Source organism: Halomonas denitrificans (assembly GCA_019800895.1).
Taxonomy (GTDB): Bacteria; Pseudomonadota; Gammaproteobacteria; order Xanthomonadales; family Wenzhouxiangellaceae.
The window spans coordinates 413,026-432,199 of record JAHVKF010000003.1 but is presented as its reverse complement, the minus strand read 5'-3'; the positions used below and the strand labels follow the sequence as shown (position 1 = coordinate 432,199).

The 19,174-nt window shown below is 68.2% G+C and carries 20 protein-coding genes and 1 tRNA gene; 12 read left to right on the top strand and 9 right to left on the bottom strand.

Translation table 11 applies throughout. From position 1 onward, the window contains the following. Nucleotides 1–592: 592 nt before the first annotated feature. The 4 genes from KUV67_10580 to KUV67_10565 are packed head-to-tail and all read right to left on the bottom strand — an operon-like array spanning nt 593 to nt 5,280. The gene (locus tag KUV67_10580; GenBank protein MBY6205327.1) at nt 593–1,720 is read right to left on the bottom strand and encodes a DUF4340 domain-containing protein; all 1,128 of its coding nucleotides are present in this window, start codon (nt 1,718–1,720) and stop codon (nt 593–595) included. Further along, complete coding sequence (locus KUV67_10575) at nt 1,717–3,573, bottom strand: Gldg family protein (GenBank protein MBY6205326.1); 1,857 nt, start codon at nt 3,571–3,573, stop codon at nt 1,717–1,719. The genes KUV67_10580 and KUV67_10575 overlap by 4 nt, the downstream gene beginning before the upstream one ends. A 1-nt stretch (nt 3,574) precedes the next feature. Further along, nucleotides 3,575–4,309, bottom strand: a complete 735-nt coding sequence (locus KUV67_10570; protein ID MBY6205325.1) for an ABC transporter permease subunit — start codon at nt 4,307–4,309, stop codon at nt 3,575–3,577. Between the two features lie 26 nt (nt 4,310–4,335). Next, nucleotides 4,336–5,280, bottom strand: a complete 945-nt coding sequence (locus KUV67_10565; protein ID MBY6205324.1) for an ABC transporter ATP-binding protein — start codon at nt 5,278–5,280, stop codon at nt 4,336–4,338. Between the two features lie 176 nt (nt 5,281–5,456). Between KUV67_10565 and KUV67_10560 the strand changes: the two genes are divergently transcribed. From KUV67_10560 to KUV67_10550, 3 genes are all read left to right on the top strand, one after another. Next, nucleotides 5,457–6,521: a succinylglutamate desuccinylase/aspartoacylase family protein gene (locus tag KUV67_10560; protein MBY6205323.1), complete on the top strand. Its 1,065-nt coding sequence runs from the start codon at nt 5,457–5,459 to the stop codon at nt 6,519–6,521. 71 nt (nt 6,522–6,592) lie between these two features. Beyond that, the gene (locus KUV67_10555) at nt 6,593–6,805 is read left to right on the top strand and encodes a hypothetical protein (GenBank protein ID MBY6205322.1); all 213 of its coding nucleotides are present in this window, start codon (nt 6,593–6,595) and stop codon (nt 6,803–6,805) included. 28 nt (nt 6,806–6,833) lie between these two features. Then, nucleotides 6,834–7,445, top strand: coding sequence for a DUF502 domain-containing protein (locus KUV67_10550; GenBank protein MBY6205321.1), 612 nt, complete (start codon nt 6,834–6,836; stop codon nt 7,443–7,445). 260 nt (nt 7,446–7,705) lie between these two features. Here KUV67_10550 and ggt read toward each other — a convergent pair whose 3' ends face one another. The 3 genes from ggt to rsmD all read right to left on the bottom strand — a co-directional run bounded on the left by ggt (nt 7,706) and on the right by rsmD (nt 10,658). Further along, entirely contained in the window at nt 7,706–9,421 is a 1,716-nt protein-coding gene (ggt, locus tag KUV67_10545; protein MBY6205320.1) for a gamma-glutamyltransferase, read from the bottom strand. A gap of 91 nt (nt 9,422–9,512) precedes the next feature. Beyond that, nucleotides 9,513–10,016, bottom strand: coding sequence for a pantetheine-phosphate adenylyltransferase (gene coaD, locus KUV67_10540; protein ID MBY6205319.1), 504 nt, complete (start codon nt 10,014–10,016; stop codon nt 9,513–9,515). Between the two features lie 45 nt (nt 10,017–10,061). After that, nucleotides 10,062–10,658, bottom strand: a complete 597-nt coding sequence (rsmD, locus tag KUV67_10535) for a 16S rRNA (guanine(966)-N(2))-methyltransferase RsmD (protein MBY6205318.1) — start codon at nt 10,656–10,658, stop codon at nt 10,062–10,064. Nucleotides 10,659–10,715: 57 nt separating this feature from the next. Between rsmD and ftsY the strand changes: the two genes are divergently transcribed. The 3 genes from ftsY (at nt 10,716) to KUV67_10520 (ending at nt 13,074) form a co-directional block, all read left to right on the top strand. Then, nucleotides 10,716–11,708, top strand: a complete 993-nt coding sequence (gene ftsY / locus KUV67_10530) for a signal recognition particle-docking protein FtsY (protein MBY6205317.1) — start codon at nt 10,716–10,718, stop codon at nt 11,706–11,708. Between the two features lie 30 nt (nt 11,709–11,738). Continuing rightward, a complete protein-coding gene (gene mutY / locus KUV67_10525; GenBank protein MBY6205316.1) occupies nt 11,739–12,728 on the top strand; it encodes an A/G-specific adenine glycosylase in 990 nt (329 codons plus the stop codon). A 70-nt stretch (nt 12,729–12,798) separates the two neighbouring features. After that, the gene (locus KUV67_10520) at nt 12,799–13,074 is read left to right on the top strand and encodes an oxidative damage protection protein (GenBank protein ID MBY6205315.1); all 276 of its coding nucleotides are present in this window, start codon (nt 12,799–12,801) and stop codon (nt 13,072–13,074) included. Nucleotides 13,075–13,135: 61 nt separating this feature from the next. Here the strand turns inward: KUV67_10520 and KUV67_10515 are convergent, their stop codons facing one another. Then, entirely contained in the window at nt 13,136–13,573 is a 438-nt protein-coding gene (locus KUV67_10515) for a hypothetical protein (protein MBY6205314.1), read from the bottom strand. On the opposite strand from KUV67_10515, the gene KUV67_10510 reads away from it, so the two are divergent. The 4 genes from KUV67_10510 to KUV67_10495 all read left to right on the top strand — a co-directional run bounded on the left by KUV67_10510 (nt 13,572) and on the right by KUV67_10495 (nt 16,517). Beyond that, nucleotides 13,572–15,005, top strand: a complete 1,434-nt coding sequence (locus tag KUV67_10510; GenBank protein ID MBY6205313.1) for a glycoside hydrolase — start codon at nt 13,572–13,574, stop codon at nt 15,003–15,005. The genes KUV67_10515 and KUV67_10510 overlap by 2 nt on opposite strands. A gap of 94 nt (nt 15,006–15,099) precedes the next feature. Further along, a tRNA-Phe gene (locus tag KUV67_10505) sits at nt 15,100–15,175 on the top strand. A 423-nt stretch (nt 15,176–15,598) separates the two neighbouring features. Beyond that, a complete protein-coding gene (locus tag KUV67_10500; protein MBY6205312.1) occupies nt 15,599–16,162 on the top strand; it encodes a histidine phosphatase family protein in 564 nt (187 codons plus the stop codon). Next, nucleotides 16,155–16,517 (top strand): tRNA-binding protein, encoded by a 363-nt coding sequence (locus tag KUV67_10495; GenBank protein MBY6205311.1) that lies wholly within the window; start codon nt 16,155–16,157, stop codon nt 16,515–16,517. The genes KUV67_10500 and KUV67_10495 overlap by 8 nt, the downstream gene beginning before the upstream one ends. On the opposite strand, the gene ung is transcribed toward KUV67_10495, so the two are convergent. Beyond that, on the bottom strand, nt 16,510–17,214 hold the full coding sequence (gene ung, locus KUV67_10490; protein MBY6205310.1) for a uracil-DNA glycosylase: 705 nt from the start codon (nt 17,212–17,214) through the stop codon (nt 16,510–16,512). The two genes, KUV67_10495 and ung, sit on opposite strands and share 8 nt — an antisense overlap. Nucleotides 17,215–17,321: 107 nt before the next feature. Here ung and KUV67_10485 point away from each other — a divergent pair, with 107 nt between their 5' ends. Together KUV67_10485 and KUV67_10480 are read left to right on the top strand one after the other, a co-directional pair. Then, complete coding sequence (locus KUV67_10485) at nt 17,322–18,359, top strand: NAD(P)/FAD-dependent oxidoreductase (protein ID MBY6205309.1); 1,038 nt, start codon at nt 17,322–17,324, stop codon at nt 18,357–18,359. 33 nt (nt 18,360–18,392) lie between these two features. Beyond that, on the top strand, nt 18,393–19,154 hold the full coding sequence (locus tag KUV67_10480; protein ID MBY6205308.1) for a zinc-dependent peptidase: 762 nt from the start codon (nt 18,393–18,395) through the stop codon (nt 19,152–19,154). Nucleotides 19,155–19,174 lie beyond the last annotated feature (20 nt).

Below are 19,174 nucleotides of genomic sequence, written 5' to 3'. Positions count from 1 at the left end.
AGGCGAACAGCTGGAAACTGAAAACCGGATTCTGTCCACAGATGGACACGGATGGACACGGATACAGAAAAGAATCTTGGAAAGTTTGGAACTCCGCGGTTCACCACCACGATGGTTGGGCGGTCAATGTCGGTGCGGATATACGCTGGGAAAGAGGGTTTCTGATTCCCGCGGCCTAGCCGTGTTCATCCGTGTTCATCTGTCGACACCGGATTTTCCGCTCCCGAATCTGCGTTCATCTGCGTCCATCTGCGGTAGGTAGCCTTCGCATTTCTTCTGTTCTTCAAATCTGTATCCGTGTTCATCTGTGGACACAAATTTGTTTCTGGATTTTCTTATCCGCGTCCATCTGGAGTGCATCACCGTGGGACTTCTCTGCCTTGCGCGATGTCTACCCGCGTTCACCCGTGCTCATCTCCGGACACAAGTCTGTTCAATGTCTTTTATCCGCGTTCATCTGCGTCCATCTGCGGTAAATAGCCCTTGCATTTCTTTAGTTTTTTCAATCTGTATCCGGGTTCATCTGTGGACCCCTTGCCCCTGCTTTCCCGCATGAACGCCCGCGTCCACCTGCGGTAAGCGAGGTTCGACGCTAGTCCTCGTCGGGCGGCTCGAGCAGGTCGTCGAGGCGCGGCGCGAGGTCGTCGGCGCGGGGCTCGGGGATGCGGAACGCCCAGGGCGACAGGCGGGCGTCGACGGCGACGGCATCGGCGAGCCGCTCGGCGGCGGCGCTTTCGATTCCGGATTCAGCCGGATCGCGATCGGCGTCGCCTTCGCTCGCCGGCTCGGACTCCGACGTCGCGCTCGCGGCGCCTTCGGCCTCGTCGACGGTGAAATGCACCCAGGCGGAGCGGTCCTCACCCTCGCCTTCGCGCCAGCTCGTCGCGGTGAAGCGCAGCCCGTCGTCCGTGACCAGCACGGTTCGCGCCGCGTCGTCGGGGTGCGGCGGGGCGAAGCGCCGAACGTCATCGAGGCCGAGACCACGCAGGGAATTGGCCAGTGCATTCCGCCGCCAAGCCGGCCCCGCGCTCCGGCCTTCCGGCACGTCGCGCAGGACCCATTCGCCCTCGCCCGATTCGTCGCCCTCACCCGGCCCGGTCACCTTCTGCAGACGCACCGTTTCGCCGTCCGCATGGGTCACGGTGACCGAGACGAGATCGTCGGCCGGGATGTCCATGATCCCCGGCTCCAGCCAGGCCACGGGATCGAGCGCCACCTCGATGACGCGGTCGGCCAGCCAGGCCTGCTCCTCGTCCGTCGATCGAACGTAGCTGCCGCTGTCCGTGGGGTCGACCTGTCCAACGATGACCGGCACGAGGTCCGTGCCCGGAAACTCGATCCGGCGACCGGTCGCATCGGGATCGGCCGGGTCGGTCACGCCGAGCCGGCCGTACCACGCCGGGTCGGCGGTCTTCGGTTCGCTGCGCTCGGCCTCGGCCAGGGTGCGAAGCAGGTCGACGACCTGCTGGAAGTCGGCCTCGTAGCCGTCCCGGTCGAGCACGCGCCACCGTTCGTCCTCGCGCCGCAGGCGCACCGCCGTGGCCTCGCCCGGCGCAACCAGGTCGACCGCATCGATGCGGTTGATCTGCCCGGCCAGGCCCGCCAGCACCGGACCGCCGGATTCATCGTCGACGGGACGCTCCGCGCCCAGCCAGATCACCAGACCGATCGCGAGCAGCGTCGCGCAGGCAAGAAGAAGCAGTCGATTGCGCATCATCATCCGTCGTCTCCCTCGTGCTGGGCGCGGCGTCGGCGCCAGGCGATGAACAGGGCGAACAGCGTGACCAGCACCGGCATCAGCGCGATATTGATCAGCTTGACGCGGCTGCCCAGCGCTTCGATGTCGCTGTCGAGTTCGCGGCGGACCTGGCGCAGCTGGCGCCGGATTTCGAGCCGCTGGTTCATGAAGCGGTCGATCTCGGCCTCCTGCTCCGGGGTCAGGATGCTCAGGTCGGTATCGCCGCGGGCCTGCTGCAGCTCGGTCAGGCGGGCCTCGGCCTCGCGCAGTTCGAGCTCCAGCTGCTGCTCGGTCGCGCGCAGGCGGGCCTCGGCTTCGCGCCGGAGCGTATCGACCAGGTCGAAGGGCCGATCGGACGACGCGCGTCCCCGGATCGAGATCAGGTCGGCGTTGCCGAGCAGGTTCTCGACCGCGTTGACCGCCAGCGCCCCGTTGTCGGCGAACGGTTCGAGCAGGACCTGGCCGAGGAAGCGCTGGCGCTGGACCCAGAGCGCATCGGCGAGCAGGTCCGTGTCCGCGACCAGGATCGCGTTGAGTGCGCCCTCGGTGCGCCAGTCCTCGTCGGCTGCCGCGCGGTCCGGATACGCCGTGTTCGCGGTGCCGGTCAGCCGCACGGCCAGCGTGCGGACGCCCGTGCCCTCACCGAGCTCGTCGGCCAGCGACGCGGGATCGGCCGCCATTCGCAGCCGCTCCGTGGGCAGCTCGCCGGCGGCGTCGCTCGATTCGAGCAGGGGCACCGCCTCGAGCCCCTCGGCCAGCGCCGACAGGTCGAAGGCACCGATCGATGCCGTGTTGATCAGATCGAGCTGCGCGGTGACGATGTCCTCGTCGTCCATGTCGGCCGCCGTCAGCCCCAGGATCGCCGGGTGACGGACCGGCGGCTGCCCCTGCTGGAGCGAGACCTGCAGGGCGCGACCCGGGTCGGCGACGAACCGTTCGACGTCGAATCCGACGCCCCAGGCCTCGAACAGGGTGGGAAGCGACGAGTCGCGCTCGGCCATGAAACGCGCCGCCGGATCCATCGGGTTGTCGCCCGGGTCGGCCTCCGCATAGGGGTCGACGAAGGCCAGCAGCCGACCGCCAGCGAGCACGAACTGGTCGATCGCGCGGAGCAGCGCCTCGGAAAGCTGCTTCGGGTGGACCAGCACCAGCGCGTCGAGGTCCTCCGGCAGGGAGCCGGCGGTCGGCTGGATGGTCCGGACGTCGAACAGTTCCGTCCACTGGTCGTGGACCGCCCAGGCCGGGTTGCGCTGACCGGTCTGCGGATTCATGCCGCCGGCCAGGGGCAGACCGCTGACCAGGCCCACGCGCGGCCGGTCCGGCGTGGCCAGGCTGGAAATCATCCGGGCCAGGTCGTATTCGAGAAAGGTCTCGCGCTGCGGCGAAGCGAACGGCAGCACTTCCAGGCCGTCGATCCGATTCGTGCCGACCACGCCCAGGTACAGCAGGTCGCCGGCCTGGCTGAGGGGAACGCCCTCCAGCCCGTAGCGGGCCGCGTCGTCCTCCTGCTCGGAAAACGGCAGCGGATCGATCCGTTCGATCTCCAGCCGCCCGTCGGCCCGGCTGGCCATTTCCTGCATCAATTCCCAGACCCGGTCGGCGTAGCGCCGGATCTGCGGCAGGTCCTCGCTCGCCGAGTCGCTGAAGTACAGCCGCAGGGTGATCGGCTCGTCCAGCGATTCGAGGATGTTCACGGTGCCGTCCGACAGCGTGTAGAGCTCGTTCTCGGTCAGATCGACACGCAGGTTGCGCAGCGTCAGTCCCGCCAGCATCGTCAGCACGACGAACAGCACGGCGAGCAGGACCAGTGCTCCGGTGGAGTACAGCTTGTTCATGCTAGTGCGCCTTCTTCAGTTCGATCACGATGCGATTGGCCGCGAGCCAGAAGCCGATCACCAGGGCGAAATAGACGAGATCCCGGAGTTCGACCACCCCACGCGAGATGGAATCGAAGTGGCCGAGGAAACTCAGGTTGGCGATCGCATCGACGGCGGCCTGCGGCAGCCAGCCGCGGAACAGGTCGAGGACCATCGGCAGGCCGGAGAGCAGGAAGCCGAAGCACACGACGACGGCCAGGATGAAGGCCACCACCTGGTTGCGGGTCACCGCCGAGAGGCAGGCGGAGATGGCCAGGAAACCGCCGGCCATCAGCCAGCTGCCGAGGTAGCCGGCCAGGATCACGCCGTTGTCCGGGTCGCCGAGCACGTTGACCGTGATCCAGGTCGGGAAGGTCAGCGCCAGGGCCAGGCCGACGAACAGCCACGCGGCCAGGAACTTCGCGATCACCGCCTCGCCGGTGGTCACGGGAAGCGTCAGCAGCAGCTCGATGGTTCCGGACTTCCGCTCCTCGGCCCACAGCCGCATGCCGATCGCCGGCACCAGGAACAGGTAGAGCCAGGGGTGAAAGGTGAAGAACGGCTGCAGGTCGGCGATCTCGCGTTCGTAGAAGCCGCCGAGATAGAAGGTAAAGGCGCCGGCCATCAGCAGGAAGATGACGATGAACACGTAGGCCACCGGCGTGGCGAAGTAGCTGGCCAGCTCGCGCCGCAGGAGGATACCGAGGTTGTTCATGCCGAGTCGTTCGGTCAGTGCGGTCATCAGGCGGCCTCCTCGCGGCGAGCGTCGGATTCGGCCTCCTGGGTAATGGCACGGAACACGTCGTCCATCCGTCCGGCTTCGAGCTGCATGCGGGTCACCGGCCACTCGGCCCGCTCGGCCAGCGCCGACACGGCGCGGAACAGGTCGCCGCGGCCCGACGGGAACACGGTGACCAGGCCGCGCCGGACCTCGACCTCACCGGCCTCGGGAAGCTCGCTCAGCGCCGAGGCGGCTGTCTGCAGGTCCGGCGTGGCGAGGCTGACCGCGTTGGCGTAGCGCGACCGCGCCAGCAGCGCCGCCGGCGTGTCGTCGGCCAGCAGGCGGCCGCGGGCGATGATCATCGCGCGCGAGCACAGGGCGTCGACCTCTTCGAGGATGTGGGTGGAGATCACGATGATCTTGTCCGGCGCCATCTCGCGGATCAGCCGGCGGACCTGCTGCTTCTGGTTCGGGTCCAGGCCGTCGGTCGGCTCGTCGAGCACCAGCACCGGCGGATCGGACAGGATCGCCTGGGCCAGGCCGACCCGGCGCTTGAAACCCTTGGACAGCGTCTCGATGGTCTGGCGCCGCACCTCGCCCAGCTCCAGCCGCTCGATCACGTGAGCCACGCGCCGGGCGGCCTCGGCGCCGCGGAAGCCGCGGGCACCGGCCGCGAACTCCAGGAAACGATGCACCGACAGCTCGCCGTACAGGGGAGCACCCTCGGGCAGGTAGCCGATCAAGCGGCGGGCGGCGAGCGACTCCTCGCGAATGTCGTGGCCGTGGATCACGGCCGTACCGGACGTGGGCGGCAGAAAGCCGGTCAGCATCTTCATGGTGGTCGACTTGCCGGCCCCGTTCGGGCCGAGAAAGCCGAGTACGGTCCCGGGCTCCACGCGGAAGCTCAGCCGGTCCACCGCGGTGAAGTCACCGTACCGGCGGGTCAGTTCCCTGGTCTCGATCATGCCTTGACGTTCCCCGATCAATGGGCTCGAATCCGAACTGCGTCTCGCGTATGGGCCGGCCGACGGGATTTCAAGCCGCAACAACCCGCCCCGGCGGACAGCGCCGTCCCGTGACGCCGAATCGGATAGCCTACCTGCTTTGCTCTATGCGCTACGCGCCGGATTCCCGCCCCGCCATGCAGTTCGACATCCTGGATCACATGCCCGACGGCCTGCTCGGCCTCCGGGCCCATGAACTCGCCGGCCGCCTTGCCGGACCGACCCTGATCCACCTGCCCGGCCGCCGGCCCGACCCGCTGTTCGTTTCGGTCATCCAGCACGGCAACGAGACCTCCGGCTGGGACGCGGTTCGCCGGCTGCTGGCCGGTCGCTACGCCCGCGATCCGCTGCCGCGCAGCCTCGCCCTGCTGATCGGCAATGTCGAGGCCGCGGCCGAGCACCGCCGCCGCCTCGATCACCAGCCCGACATGAACCGTTGCTGGCCGGGCTCGAACGACGAGCACACAGCACTGCACCGGGAGCTGGCCCGGATCACCGACCACGTGCGGCAGCTGCGCCCCTTCGCCAGCATCGATATCCACAACAACACCGGTGAGAACCCGCACTATGCGGCGGTCAATGCGATCGAACCGCAGCGCCTGATGCTGGCCAGCCGCTTTTCGCGCACGGTGATCTTCTTCACCGAGCCTTCCGGCGTGCAGTCGATGGCCTTCGGCGCGTTCTGCCCGGCCGTGACTCTCGAGTGCGGCCAGCCCGGACAACAGGGCGGCACCGACCACGCCATGGCGTACCTGGAGACGGTGCTGAACATCGACGAACTCCCCCATCGATTCCCGAATCCCGAGGACCTCGACCTGTTCCAGGTCACGACCGCGGTGCGCGTGGACTCCGACTGCAGCTTCAGCTTCGGCGAACCGGGCGCGGACCTGGTGCTCGACCCCGAGATCGACCGGATGAACTTCACGGAGCTGCCGCCGGGCACGTCGCTTGCCCGGCACAACGGCGCCGATCGTTCTCTGCTGGTCGCCATCGACACGGACGGCCACGATTGCACCTCGGACTGGTTCGAGCTCGACGGAGATCGCGTCGTCACCCGTCGACCGGCCATGCCGGCGATGCTCAGCACGCACGCGGAGGTCGTCCGCCAGGACTGCCTGTGCTACCTGATGGAGAGGATGCGGATCCGCCGACCCGCGCCGCATGCAGACCGGCACACGGAGCTGCCCGAGAGCGCCCCCTGACCTTCGGCAGGCGCGGCGCGTCGCCGCGCGGCGATACACTGGGCACCAGTCGAATCATGGGGAGGTCAGGCATGAACTTCTGGACCGCAATGGTGGCGATCGCCGGCATCATGGGTATCGTCGCGATCACGCGTTACAAGATGGAGATCCGCAATTCGAAGTCCGCGAATCCCGACCCCGAGCAGGCCGAGACCGTGCGCCGGCTCGAAGAGCGGGTGAAGACCCTCGAGCGCATCGTGACCGACGACAAGGAAGCGCTGAAGCGGCGCTTCGACGACCTCTGACCCCGGCCTCCACCCGGAGCATGACTTCTTGAGCGATTCCGACGACGAGACCGGTTCGCCGATCCAGCGAATCGTCCGGCTGTTCCTGAAAGGCCTGGCGACGATCATCCCGATCGCCCTGACCCTGTTGATCGTGTTCTGGCTGGCGGGCCTGGCCGAACGCGGGGTCGGTGCGATGATCCAGTGGGTGCTGCCGGAGGACCTGTATGTCCGCGGGATGGGCCTGGTCGGCGGTGTGCTGATCGTCATCGCGATCGGCCTGCTCAGCCAGGTCTGGCTGTTCCGCAAGCTGATCGATCTCGGCGAGGCGCTGCTCGACCGGCTGCCGCTCGTCAAACCGGTGTTCCGCGCGACCAAGGACTTCGTCGACTACTTCAGCGGCGACGAACGGAAGTTCGACCAGGCGGTGCTCGTCCGCCACCCGGAGCTCGGGGTCGCGATGATGGGCTACGTCACCCGCGAGGATTTCACCGACCTGCCCTTCGGGGTCGAGGGCGAAGTGTGCGTCTATCTGCCCTTGAGCTACCAGGTCGCCGGCTACATGGTCATCGTGCCGAAGGACTGGCTGGAACCGGTGGACATGCCCTTCGACGAATCCCTGCGCCTGATCCTCACCGCCGGCATGGCGCGACGGAAGTAGTGCTGCTCGATCAAGCGGCGACAGGAGAAGACCAATCGAGGTGTGTCCACAGATGAACACGGATGGACACGGATAAAAAGGGGAACAGGACTAGTAGCCTACTGGTGTAACCGAACACCGTGCATGAGCGGCGCGGGCCGGCAAGAATAAATGGAACGGCGGCTACGGTCGAACTCGTAGCGCTTCATTTAGCGAATTGTAGGTCTGCTCGTTCTTTTCTTCATCCGTGTTCATCCGTGGACAACCAAACCTCTCGTGAATCAGCCGCCGGCAGCCGCTGACTCGACCGGGCGAATGCTGCGGACTTCCGCCCCGCCGGAGTCCCAGCGCGGATCGTGGGCGGCTTCGAGGGTGTTGGTCTCGTAGTCCCACATCACGCCGTGCATGTTGCCCCACGGGCGGGCGCGGACCTCGATTTCGTGGCCGCGGGCTTCCAGCGCCTCGATCTCCGCCTCGGTCAGCGCATCGCGCTCGACCGAGATGCGGTCGGGAAGGTACTGGTGGTGAAAGCGCGGCAGGGACACCCAGGAGTCCGGGCCGTTGCCCTCGAGGAAGTCCAGGATGCCGAGCAGCACCATGGTGATGATCCGCGAGCCGCCGGGCGTGCCGAGCACTGCCAGCCGGTCCGGGCCGTGGATGATGGTCGGGCTCATCGACGACAGCATCCGCTTGCCCGGTTCGATCGCGTTGGCGCGGAAGCCGATCAGGCCGTAGGCGTTCGGCTCGCCCGCCTTGGCCGCGAAGTCGTCCATTTCGTTGTTCAGCAGCACGCCGGTCCCCGGCGGTGCGTAGGCGGCGCCGTACGGCAGGTTGACCGTGAGCGTGGCGGAGACCCGGTTGCCGTCGGCATCGATCAGCGAGAAATGGGTGGTGTTGGTCGAGTCCTCGAAGCGGTCCGGGTCGGCGGCCAGATAGGCCGAAGGCAGCGCACGATCCATCCGCATCGTCGTGCGTACACCGGCCGCGTAGGCCTCGCTGAGCAGCAGGTCGACGGGAATGTCCGTGAAGTCCGGATCGCCGAGATACAGCGCCCGGTCGCGATAGGCGCGCCGCATTGCCTCGGCCAGCAGGTGCACGCGGTCGACGCGGTCCATGCCGAAGTAGCCGAACGGCTCGATCAGCTCGAGGATCTGGGCGATGGCGATACCGCCCGACGACGGCGGCGGCGCGGTCAGCAGCGTGTAATCGCCGAAATGCGTGCGGATCGGTTCGCGCTCGACCGCGCGGTAGTTGGCCAGGTCGTCCAGCGTCCAGATGCCGCCCTCGGCACGCACGCCGGCGACCAGCTTCTCGGCGGTCTCGCCGCGATAGAACCCGTCGGCACCCTGCTCGGCCACGCGCTTCAGCGTTTCGGCGAGATCGGCCTGGACGATCGTATCGCCGATCGCCGGGAGTTCGCCTCCGGGCATGAAGATCGCCGCGGTTTCGGGCCACTGGAGCATGATATGCGCGCGCCAGTTCAGCAGCTGCTGGTACTTGAGGTCGACCTCGAAACCCTGTTCGGCCAGCCGGATCGCCGGCGCCAGAGACTCGGCCAGCGGCAGTTCGCCGTAGGTCTCGGCGATGTGTGCCCAGGCGGCGATCGCGCCGGGAATTCCCGCCGCCAGCGCGCCGTTGATCGCCAGTTCGCGCTGGAACTCGCCGTTGGCATCGAGATACATGTCGGCCGTCGATGCGGCCGGCGCGGTCTCGCGGCCATCCACCATCGTCGCGAAGCCGTCCGAAGCCCGCTCGAGGAGCCAGAATCCGCCCCCGCCGACGCCCGAGGACGCCGGCTCGACCACCGCGAGCGCGGCGGACACGGCGACCGCGGCGTCGAAGGCGTTACCGCCGGCTTCGAGTACCTCGAACCCGGCCGCGGTGGCATCTTCGTGGGCGCTGGCGATCGCGGCCCGACCCGGGCCCTCGGCGGCGACACCGGCGGCCGGAAGCAGCAGACACAGGGCGAGCGAGGCAAGAAACGGGCGATTCGACATGAATCCTCCTGGACAACGGTCGACGCGTCGGATCGCGTCGGAAACGGAAAGGAAAGGAAAAGAAACGGAACGGTCGGTCGGCAGCTCGTGATCAGTCCGCGTAGCGCCGCTTGAGCGCGTCGACCACGCGGGCGTCGACGAACTCTGAGACGTCGCCGCCGAGGCGCGCGATCTCCTTGACCAGGCTCGACGAGATGAAGCTGTATTCCTCGGCCGGGGTCAGGAACACGGTCTCGGCGTCCTGGACCAGGTGCCGGTTCATCGACGCCAGCTGGAACTCGTACTCGAAGTCCGAGACCGCACGCAACCCGCGCAGGATCACCCCGGCGCCGCGCTCCTCGACGAAATGCGCGAGCAGGTCGCTGAAGCCCACGACCTCGACGTTGGCCACTCCCTGGGCATCGAGCACGCGCTCGGCCAGGTCGATGCGCTCGGCCAGCGAAAAGGCCGGCTGCTTGTGCGGACTCTCGGCGATCGCGACGATGACCTGGCGGAACATCCTCGACGCGCGGTCGATCAGGTCGGCGTGGCCGTTGGTCAAGGGATCGAAGGTCCCGGGGTAGATGGCGACGCGGTAATCCAGCGCTACGGTCATTTCGAACTCGATCGCGAGAAACGGCCGCCGATTATACCGACCGGGTCATGCAGCCCGGCCGGCGTCCTCCTGGGTACGGGTCAGCAACTGCAGGCGGACATCGCCGAGGATCTTCTCGCGCAGGACGTCGTAGTCGTCGCGGCCGTCCAGCGGATCGGACGAGCGCCGATCGCTCTCGACATAGACCCGCGCGTCGGGCGCCAGCCGGCCCGGCGCGGACAGGGCGTCGAGCACGGCCGCGTGCAGACCGGCGTCGAAGGGTGGATCGACGAACACCAGGTCCAGGGGTTCGTCGATCAAGGCGAGCCATGCCATGGCGTCGACGGGCGCGAAGGACACGCGCTCCGCGCCCGGCCAGGCCGCGACGGCGGACTTCAAGCCTTCGATCAGCGAACGATCGCGTTCGACCAGGTCGACCCGGGCCGCACCCCGGGAGGCCGCTTCGAGCCCCAGGGCCCCGCTTCCGGCGAACAGGTCGGCGGCCCGCCGCCCGGCGACCCGGCCCTGCAGCCAGTTGAACAGCGTTTCGCGCGCCCGGTCGCCGGTCGGGCGCAGCCCCGGCCGATCGGGCACGGCCAGCTTCCGGCCGCGCCAGTCGCCGCCGATGATCCGGACCTGCCCCGTGCGTCTGCCTGCATTCACGGTGCTAGCATAGCGGGCTTGTCCACCATCGCGTCGCTGCCTGCACGAGCTGCCTGCATGTTCTCGATCTTCCGCCGCAAGAAAACCGGCGACGGCGTCGAACCCACCGACGTCGTCGAGAAGCCCCAGTCGGGGCAGGACCCGTTGGACGCGCGCATGGAGCGCACGCGCTCGCACCTCTCCGGACTGTTCGGCCTGATTCGCGGCTCGGAGAAGATCGACGAGGACCTGCTCGACGATATCGAGACCACGCTGCTGACGGCCGACCTCGGCGTGGCCGCGACCACCCGGATCATGGACCGCCTGCGAGACGGCGTGAAGCGCGGCCTGGTCCAGGCCCCGGCCGATGTCCTGCCCGCCGTCCAGGCCGAACTCTACGCCCTGGTCGAGCCGTGCGAACAGTTCCTGGCCGTCGAGCCGGAGAAGAAGCCGTTCGTGATCCTGATGGTCGGCGTCAACGGGGTCGGCAAGACCACGACGATCGGCAAGCTGGCCCGCCGCTATCTCGACGACGGCCTGAAGGTCATGCTGGCCGCCGGCGACACCTTCCGCGCCGCGGCGGTCGAACAGCTCAAGGAATGGGGCAAGCGCAACGATGTCCCGGTCATGGCCCAGGACCAGGGCGCCGACTCCGCCGCGGTGATCTTCGACGCGCTGCAGTCGGCGAAGGCGCGCGGTGTCGACGTGCTGATCTGCGATACGGCCGGACGGCTCCATACCCAGGGCCACCTGATGAAGGAGCTCGGCAAGATTCGCCGGGTGATGGCCAAGGTCGACGAGCAGGCGCCGCACGAAGTCATGCTGGTGGTCGATGCCGGTACGGGCCAGAACGCGCTGGCCCAGGCCCGCCAGTTCGACGAGGCGGTCGAGCTCAGCGGCATCACCGTGACCAAGCTCGACGGCACCGCCCGCGGCGGCATCGTGTTCGCCATCGCCGAGGAGATGAAGCTGCCGATCCGCTTCATCGGCGCCGGCGAGCGCGCCGTCGACCTCCGGCCCTTCGACGCCGGCACCTTCGTCCACGCGGTGCTCCCGGTCGAAGCGGACTGACCCGGCGCCGTGGCGCCGTTTTCCGAACGTCTGCTCGAATGGTGGCGCCGGCACGGCCGCCACGACCTGCCCTGGCAACATCCGCGCACGCCGTATCGGGTCTGGATTTCCGAGATCATGCTCCAGCAGACCCGGGTCGAGACCGTGGTCGGCTACTTCGATCGGTTCATGCAGCGGTTTCCCGACGTCGATACCCTGGCCCGGGCCCCGGTCGACGACGTCCTGGCCTGTTGGTCCGGCCTGGGCTACTACGCCCGGGCTCGCAACCTTCATGCCGCAGCCCGCCGGCTTGTCGATGAATTCGGCGGCGAGTTTCCCAGCGAGGTCGACGCCCTCGCCGCCCTGCCCGGCATCGGCCGTTCCACCGCCGCAGCCATCGTTGCCCAGGGCTTCGACCGTCGAGCGCCGATCCTCGACGGCAACGTCAAGCGCGTGCTCGCCCGCCACGCCGGCATCGAGGGCTGGCCGGGGCGGAGCGCCGTCGAGCGCGCCCTGTGGTCCGAGGCCGATGTGCGCACCCCGGACGGAAGCCCGGCGGACTACACGCAAGCGATCATGGACCTCGGCGCCACCCTGTGCACGCCGAAACGCCCCGCGTGCTCGCACTGTCCCGTACGGGCCGACTGCATGGCGCGTCGCGACGGCCGTCAGGAGGAGCTACCCACGCCGAAGCCGAGGAAGAACCTGCCGACCCGGGAGCAGCACTTCGGCCTGCTACGCGACGCCGACGGCCGCGTTCTGCTCGAGCGCCGGCCGCCGACCGGTATCTGGGGCGGCCTGTGGTGCCTGCCGGAAGTCGCCGGTGGCGACGCGGTCGAGGGAGCGGAGCGGTTGGAGCCGCCGGAACCGATCGAGCACGTGTTTTCGCACTTCCGTCTTCGCATGCAGCTGGTCCACCAGCGCATTGCCCGGCCCGACGACGCGGTGCGCGATCGCGAGGACCGGCGCTGGAGAACCGCCGAGGAATGGCTCGAAGCCGGCCTTCCGAAGCCCGTCCGCGCCCTGCTCGAGCGGCTCTAGGTGCGAACCGCACGGCCCGGCCGGCCGAGGCCTCTACAATGGCGACCTGCCTGAACCCGAGACGTCACCGATGAGCCGAACCGTCCACTGCGTCTATCTCGACAAGGAAGCCGAAGGGTTGCCGCGCAAGCCCCTGCCCGGCGAACTGGGCGAGCGCATCTACAACGAGATCTCCGCCGAGGCCTGGCAGAAGTGGCTCGCCCACCAGACCATGCTGATCAACGAGAACCGGCTGTCTCCGATCGAGCCCTCGCACCGCAAGTACCTGATCGAACAGGCCGAGGCCTTCCTGTTCGGCGGCGATGTCGACGAAGCCGCCGGCTACGTGCCGCCGTCCGACGACTGACCCGGCCGCGCCCGCGGCGTCAGCGGGCCGGCCAGAGCCTTCGGCGGAATGTGCGGAACCTTCAGCGGTCCGTAACGATCGCCCGACGCCAGCCGGCGTGGTCGAACGGTGCGATCGACGCGATCCGGCAGTCCCGCCCGCGCAGGATCACCCGGTCGGCCGTCGTCAGACGATTCGGGCTGCCCGGCATCAGCGTCAGGCCGACCGCCTCGCGCGCATCGGCGATACAGGGCTGCATCAGCTCGATCGCGAAGAACCGGTTCCGATTGACCCGCACCCAGATCCAGTCGCGATCGAGCTCGTGCCAGTCGACCAGCTGGCTGTAATCGAAGGAACGGACCGGTTCGCCGATGAAGTCCGGATACGCCGGGGCCGGATCGTCGGACGACGCGCCGGACGACGCAGCCGGGCCGGCCGGCGCGGCGCATCCGGCCACGACCAGCGCGAGCAGCAGGACCGGCAGACCATGGCCAAGGAATTTCGAGCAGGACCGGATCATGATGAACAACTCCTCGAGCAAGACGAATTCGCCTATCGACAGTGGGGACCGCGTGGCCTGCAGCGAGTTCCTGGCCGGCCAGTTGTGTCATCGTAGCGCGATGAACGATTCGAACCGTGGAAATCCGCTCACCGCGAGCGGCTCGATCATCCGAGCCTTCGCGATCCTCGCCCTGGCGCTCGCGACGAGTTCCGTCGCCGCGGCCCCGCTTTCCAACCCGACCGGGCCCGACGCCATGGCGCCGGAACTGGCAGAGACCGGGAGCGGCGCGGTGCTGACGTGGATCGAACGCTTCGACAACGGACACGCGCTGCGCTTCGCGACCTTCGACGGCGAGCGCTTCGGCGAAGCCGGCGAGATTGCCCATGGCACCGGCTGGTTCGCCAACTGGGCCGACACACCACGCCTGTTCGTCACCCCCGGCGGCGACTGGGTCGCCCACTGGCCGGTCAAGAGCGGCGAGTCGACCTATGCCTACGACGTGGTGGTCTCGCGCTCGACGGACCAGGGCGAGAGCTGGTCGCTGCCCGCAATCCCGCACCGCGACGAAACGCAGACCGAGCACGGCTTCGTCAGCTACTTTGCCGACCGCGAGGGCACGCCGCACCTGGTCTGGCTCGACGGTCGACATACCGCGATCGACGCGGACGAACCGGCAGCACGGGAGGGGCACGTCGCCGGGAACGTCGCCGGGCACGGCTCCGGCGCGGCGATGACGCTGCGCACGGCCAGCATGGTCGGCGCCGCGTTCGGTCCGTCCGTCGAACTGGACGACCGCGTCTGCGACTGCTGCCAGACCGCCAGCGCGCTGACCGGGAACGGCCCCGTGGTGGTCTACCGCGACCGGTCCGACGACGAGGTGCGCGACATCCATATCGTCCGTCGGGTCGACGGCGAGTGGACCTCGCCGGCACCCGTCGCCGAAGACGGCTGGGTGATCGGCGGCTGCCCGGTCAACGGCCCCGATGTCGCGGCCGACGGCGTGCAGGTCGCAGCGGCCTGGTTCACGATGGCCAACCACATCCCGGCGGTCCGGTTGGCGCTCTCGGAGGACGCCGGCGAAACCTTCCCTGTCACGCGCCGCTTCTCCGAGGGCTCCGCGCTGGGCCGGGTCCAGCTTGCCCGGCACGACGACGACTGGTTGCTTCTGTGGATGGACGAGGTCGACGGCGGGGCCTCGCTGAAGCTCGCCCGGATCGGCCGGGACGGCGAGACCCGGAGCGTTCGGGTGCTGGCCGACCTCGGACCCGGGCGCGGAAGCGGTTTCCCGCGCATGGCGGTCGTCGAGACCCCGCGCGGCGACCGCCTGCTGGTCGCCTGGACCGGATCCGACCAACACCCGTCCGGTGAACGAACGACCCACGTCCGCACCGCCGCCTTCGACCTCGGCGGTGGCTCCGAAGGGGGCAGCGATTCGCCGCCCGCGGGTTGACTTTTCGCCCCGATCGGGGTGTAATACGCGGCTTCCGGTCGCCGGGACCGATTCGCCCGAATCCACCCCGGCCGACCCGCAAGTCGCACAAGACGGCCAGGTAGCTCAGTTGGTAGAGCAGGGGATTGAAAATCCCCGTGTCGGCGGTTCGATTCCGTCCCTGGCCACCACTTCCCCCTGATTCAAGCACCGAGCATCGTAGGAACCTTTTCCCACGAACCGCCTGTTGCGCTGCGCGCAACGCGGTTAGATGGTGAGCAAAGAACGCTCACAACTCCGCTTCGCTTCGTTTCCGTCCCGCAGCCGTTTTCCTCGACGAGCCGCCTGTCGTGCTGCGCACGACGCGGTTAGATGGCTGTCAAAAAACGACAGCGACCTCCGCTTCGCTCCGGGTCCGTCCCTGGCCACCACCTTTCCCACACCGCAAGCAAGCTGCCTGCAGGAAACCATTTCCTACGAACCGCCTGTCGTGCTGCGCACGACGCGGTGGGGTGGCTGGCGAATGCGCCGGGGGGAGCACTCGCAGGATCGAGTCGGCCCTGACCGGGACCGAGACGATGTAGGCTTAGCTTTCACTCAACGCGGTCGCCTCGATGATGCGCACGATCATTTCATGCCTGTTCGTCGTACCCGTCCTCGCCTCAGCGCTCGCGTTCGCGGATGCGGACTGGACCCAGGTCGTGATCGTGCGCCACGCCGAGAAGGCCGATGACGGGACGTCGGATCCGCCGCTGACGGCCGAGGGCGAGGCGCGGGCCTGGGCGCTGGCGGAGCTGATGGCGGATGCGGGGATCGAAGGGATCTATTCGACGCAGTTCATCCGCAATCTCGAGACCGCAAGGCCGCTGGCGGATCGGCTGGGGCTTCAGGTGCAGGTGCGGCCGATCGCATCGGGTGGCGTCGAGGCGCATTCGAAGGCGCTGGCAGCGGAGGTGCTGGCCGAGCATGCCGGTGGTTCGGTGCTGATCGTCGGGCACAGCAACACGGTCGACGACCTCGTCGAGGCCTTCGGGGGCCCGGCGCTGGGGGACCTGGACGAGTCGGAGTACGAGCGGATCTTCATTGTCCGCACGCGGCCGGGCGGGCCGAGCCGGCTGGTGCGGACGGCGTATCCGTCGGCGTATCCGTCGGCGGACCCGGTCGACCGGGATGACTGACTCGGCCGGAACCCTCCAGGAGACGATCGGCTGGGACGATTTCGAGAAGGTTGATCTGCGGGTCGGGGTGGTCGTGGCCGCCGAGCCGTTTCCCGAGGCACGGAAGCCGGCGATCCGGATGCGGATCGATTTCGGATCGGAGGTCGGCGTTCTGAAATCCAGCGCGCAGATCACGGAGCACTACACACCGGCTTCGCTGGTCGGCCGCCGGGTCGTCGCCGTGGTCAATTTTCCGCCGAAGCAGATCGGGCCGATGCGATCCGAGTGCCTGGTCACCGGCTTTCACGACGACAACGGCGCGGTGGTGCTGTGCGTACCCGACGGCGAGGTGCCGCCCGGCACGCGCCTCAGGTAGCTCCGATCTCCGCCGGTAGCGTCCAGTCGATCGGTGCCTGGCCCTGCTGCTCCAGCCAGGCGTTCGCCTTCGAGAAATGCCGACAGCCGAGGAACCCCCGGTGCGCCGACAAGGGCGACGGATGCGGGGCGGTCAGGACGAGGTGGCGCGTACGGTCGATGCCCTGCCCCTTCTTCTTCGCGTGCGAACCCCACAGCAGGAAGGCCACCGGATTGGGGCCGGCGTTCACGACCTCGACGACGCGGTCGGTGAAGCGCTCCCATCCCTTGCCCTGGTGGGCGCCGGCGTTGCCGCGCTCGACGGTCAGCACGGCATTGAGCAGCAGCACGCCGTGCTCGGCCCAGGCCTGCAGGCAGCCGTGCCTCGGGATCGCGAAGCCGACGTCGTCGTGCAGTTCCTTGTAGATGTTGACCAGCGACGGCGGCACGCGCACGCCGGGCCGGACCGAGAAGCACAGGCCGTGGGCCTGGCCGGGGCCGTGGTACGGGTCCTGGCCGAGGATCACCGCCTTGACCCTCGACGGCGGCGTGGAATCCAGCGCGTTGAAGATCCGTCCGCCCGGGGGATACACCTCGGCACCGGCCTGCTTTCGGGCCTGGAGGAACGCACGCAATTCGTGCATGTAGGGTTGCTCGAACTCGTCGCCCAGGGCATCGAGCCATTCCGGGTTCAGGCGGATCTCGCGGGGGTTGGACATACCTCGTCGTGCCATCATGTATGGACAATGGAAGCCTACCGGATGCACTCGCCCGTCGCGACGCCGGAAGCGCGTTCCACCATTCCACACGAGGACGATTCATGACGATCAAGACCGACGCGGTCATCATCGGCGCCGGCCCGGTCGGGCTGTTCCAGGTGTTCGAACTCGGCCTGCTGGACCTCAAGGCCGAACTGGTCGATTCGCTGCCCCAGGTCGGCGGCCAGTGCAGCGAGCTGTACCCGGAAAAGCCGATCTACGACATCCCTGCCTGGCCGGTGATCGGCGCGCAGGAGCTGATCGACAAGCTGCAGGAGCAGATCGAGCCCTTCGATGCGGGCGTGCACCTGAAGCAGGAGGTCACCGGCTTCGCGATCCAGGACGACGGTCGGTTCCGTGTGGAGACCTCGAAGGGAACGGTGTTCGACGCCGGTGCCGTGATCATCGCCGCCGGCCTCGGCTCGTTCCAGGCCCGCCGGCTGCGGGCCAAGGGCCTGGACGACCTGAACGCCGAGAACATCCACTACAAGGTCACCGACCGCAAACGCTTCGAGGGCAAGCGGCTGCTGATCCTGGGCGGCGGCGATTCGGCGCTGGACTGGACCGTGGACCTGGCCGGCCTGGCCGAGCACATCACGCTGGTCCACCGGCGCAAGGACTACCGCGCACAACCGGCGACGGTCGCCAAGATGAAGGAGCTGGCCGCGGCCGGCAAGGTCACCGAACAGCAGGGCACGGTGGCCCAGGCCTTCGGCGAGGACGGTCGGGTGACCGAACTCGAGCTGACCACGCTGGAGCGGGAAAAGGTCCGCGTCTCCGGCGAGGACGTCCTCGTGTTCTGGGGCCTGGCGCCCAATCTCGGCCCGATCGCCGACTGGTCGCTGGAGATCGAGAAGAAGCAGATCCCGGTCGACACGGAGAAGTTCCAGACCTCGATTCCCGGGGTGTTCGCGATCGGCGATATCAACACCTATCCGGGCAAGAAGAAGCTGATCCTGTCGGGGTTCCACGAGGCCGCCCTGGCCGCGTTCGCGGTCCAGAAGCATCTGAACCCCGAAGCGCGCCAGTTCCTCCAGTACACGACCACCAGCCCGATCATGCACAAGCGGCTCGGCGTGGCCGACGACGCGTCGAAGAAGGGCTGAACCGTGTCGGCCGCTCCGGGAGTCGCCTGAGCCGTGTTCGACTGGCTGCTGCGAGGCCGGCGACGTCGCGAGGCGGAGGCCCTGGCACCCTCGCCCGGCGAACTCGAGGCCATCGTGGCGGCGTGGCCGTGCCTGCAGCGGCTGGACGACCGGGGCCTCGAACGGGTCCGCGAGCTGAGCGGGCAGATCCTGGCCCGCTTCGAGTTCCACGGCGCCGGCGGCCTGGCGCCCGACCGCGCGGACTGCCTGCCGGTCGCGGTGCTGGCGACGCTTCCGATCCTGAACCGCTCGCTGGACTGGTACCGCGACTTCCGCACCTTCATCCTCTACGCCGAGGAGTTCGAGGTCGATGTCGAGGAAGTCGATGACGACGGCCTGGTCCACCGGGGACGCGACCTGCGCTCGGGCGAGGCCTGGGAGCTGGGCCCGGTGGTGCTGTCCCTGGCCGATGTGGCCGAATCCGGCCAGGGCCACGGCTACCACGTGGTGGTCCACGAGCTGGCCCACCAGATCGACCGCCTGAACGGCGACATCGACGGCTATCCGCCGCTACCGCCCGACCTGCCCCACAAGCAGTGGGTCGGTACGCTGACCGATGCCTGGAATCGCCTCAACGCCGACCTGGATGCGGGCCGCGAACCCTTCCTCGACCCCTACGCAGCGGAGAGCCCCGCGGAGTTCTTCGCCGTGGCCTGCGAAGCCTTCTTCGACGTCCCGGCCGACCTGAAGGCCGCCGAGCCCGCGCTCTACGGCGTGCTGTCGACCCTGTTCGGCCAGGATCCGGCGCTACACTGACAGCGGGCACGAACGGGAGC

Coding starts and splice junctions, on each gene's coding strand:
- KUV67_10580 (MBY6205327.1), bottom strand. CDS start 1,720: ATGATGATGCGCAATCGACTGCTTCTTCTTGCCTGCGCGACGCTGCTC.
- KUV67_10575 (MBY6205326.1), bottom strand. CDS start 3,573: ATGAACAAGCTGTACTCCACCGGAGCACTGGTCCTGCTCGCCGTGCTG.
- KUV67_10570 (MBY6205325.1), bottom strand. CDS start 4,309: ATGAACAACCTCGGTATCCTCCTGCGGCGCGAGCTGGCCAGCTACTTC.
- KUV67_10565 (MBY6205324.1), bottom strand. CDS start 5,280: ATGATCGAGACCAGGGAACTGACCCGCCGGTACGGTGACTTCACCGCG.
- KUV67_10560 (MBY6205323.1), top strand. CDS start 5,457: ATGCAGTTCGACATCCTGGATCACATGCCCGACGGCCTGCTCGGCCTC.
- KUV67_10555 (MBY6205322.1), top strand. CDS start 6,593: ATGAACTTCTGGACCGCAATGGTGGCGATCGCCGGCATCATGGGTATC.
- ggt (MBY6205320.1), bottom strand. CDS start 9,421: ATGTCGAATCGCCCGTTTCTTGCCTCGCTCGCCCTGTGTCTGCTGCTT.
- coaD (MBY6205319.1), bottom strand. CDS start 10,016: ATGACCGTAGCGCTGGATTACCGCGTCGCCATCTACCCCGGGACCTTC.
- ftsY (MBY6205317.1), top strand. CDS start 10,716: ATGTTCTCGATCTTCCGCCGCAAGAAAACCGGCGACGGCGTCGAACCC.
- KUV67_10520 (MBY6205315.1), top strand. CDS start 12,799: ATGAGCCGAACCGTCCACTGCGTCTATCTCGACAAGGAAGCCGAAGGG.
- KUV67_10510 (MBY6205313.1), top strand. CDS start 13,572: ATGATGAACAACTCCTCGAGCAAGACGAATTCGCCTATCGACAGTGGG.
- KUV67_10515 (MBY6205314.1), bottom strand. CDS start 13,573: ATGATCCGGTCCTGCTCGAAATTCCTTGGCCATGGTCTGCCGGTCCTG.
- KUV67_10500 (MBY6205312.1), top strand. CDS start 15,599: ATGATGCGCACGATCATTTCATGCCTGTTCGTCGTACCCGTCCTCGCC.
- KUV67_10495 (MBY6205311.1), top strand. CDS start 16,155: ATGACTGACTCGGCCGGAACCCTCCAGGAGACGATCGGCTGGGACGAT.
- ung (MBY6205310.1), bottom strand. CDS start 17,214: ATGTCCAACCCCCGCGAGATCCGCCTGAACCCGGAATGGCTCGATGCC.